The sequence below is a fragment of the Kitasatospora sp. NPDC036934 genome, assembly GCF_055608425.1.
The window spans coordinates 1-1,537 of record NZ_JBVJQR010000077.1 but is presented as its reverse complement, the minus strand read 5'-3'; the positions used below and the strand labels follow the sequence as shown (position 1 = coordinate 1,537).

The 1,537-nt window shown below is 73.6% G+C and carries 1 protein-coding gene; it reads right to left on the bottom strand.

The features are described from left to right. The coding region (locus ACZ7BZ_RS38305; RefSeq protein WP_470362416.1) for a non-ribosomal peptide synthetase at positions 1 to 1,537 on the bottom strand (1,537 nt) is incomplete at both ends.

Here is a 1,537-nt window from a genome sequence, read left to right as displayed (position 1 = left end):
CGGTACATCCGGCCGCCCTTGTCCCCGTACGGGCAGGCGACGAAGCGCTCGGCGGTGAGGGCCGGCCGGCCGGCGTAGCCCCGGGCCAGACCCGCACCGGCGATGTACAGCTCACCCGGGACGCCCACCGGGACCGGCTGGAGGGTGTCGTCCAGCACGTACGCCCGGGTGTTGGGCAGCGGGCGGCCGATCGGGACGGCGGTGGGCACCTCGCCGGCGGTGGCCATCCGGTGGCGGGTGGCGAAGGTGGTGGTCTCGGTGGGCCCGTAGCCGTCGACCACGGTGAGGCCGGGGCAGGTGGTCAGCACCCGGCGGACGGCGGCGGGGGAGACCACGTCACCGCCGGTCCACACCTCGCGGAGACCGGCGAAGGCGCCCGGATCCTCGGTGGCCATGACGTTGAACAGGCCGGCGGTGAGCCAGGCGGCGGTCACCGCGCCCTGGTCGATGGTGGCCGCGAGTTCGGTGACGCCCAGACGCCCGGGCGGGGCGAGTACGAGGCTGTCGCCGGAGAGCAGCGGGGCCCAGAGCTCGTAGGTGGAGGCGTCGAACGCGGTCGGGGAGTGCACCAGCACGCGTGCGTGGCCGCCGCCGGAGAAGGCTCCGCCGAGGGCGAGGTCGATCACGGAGCGGTGGGTGACGCCGATGCCCTTGGGCCTGCCGGTCGAGCCGGAGGTGTGCATCACGTAGGCCAACTGATCGGCGCTGACGTCGAGTTCGAGATTGTCGGCGGTCTCCGCGCCGACCCGGAGGGTGGTCAGCCCGGCCAAGGCGGGGTGCTCGGTGTCGGTGACGGCGAGCGTGGCGCCCGCGTCGGCGAGAACGGCCCGCAGGCGCTCCTGGGGCTGGGCGCTGTCGAGCGGGACGTAGCTGCCGCCGGACTTGAGGATGCCCAGCAGGGTGACCACCAGCGCGGGGGAGCGCTCCAGCAGCACCGCCACCGGGGTCTCGGCAGTGACGCCCGCCGCGACCAGGCGAAGCGCCAAACCGTTGGCGCGGGCGTTGAGTTCGGCGTAGCTCAGCGTCTCCGAGCCCGCCATCAGGGCGACGGCCTCCGGCGTGGCGGCGGCCCGGGCCTCGAACAGCCGGGGCACCGCCGCCGTCGGCAGCGTCGCGACCGGGCCGCTCCAGCCGGTCAGCAGCTGCTCCCGCTCGGCGGGGCTGAGGATGTCGATGTCCCCGATCGGGGCGTCGGGGTCGGTGGCGGCGGTGTCCAGGACGCGCAGCAGGCGCTCGGCGAGGGTGGCGACGGTGGCGTGGTCGAAGAGGTCGGCCGCGTACTCGATCGCGCCGGAGAGCCCGGTCGGCTCGGTGTGTCCGCTTGCTTCGGAGAACCCGAAGGAGAGGTCGAACTTGGCCACACTTAGGTCGAACTCCAGCTCGCTGCAGCTCAGTTCGCCGAAGGTGCGCGGCGCCTTCTCCTGGTTGTCCAGGGCGATGAGGGTCTGGAAGAGCGGGTGGCGGGCGGGGACGCGGGTGGGGTTGAGCTGTTCGACCAGGCGCTCGAAGGGGATGTCCTGGTGGTCGAAGGCGTCCA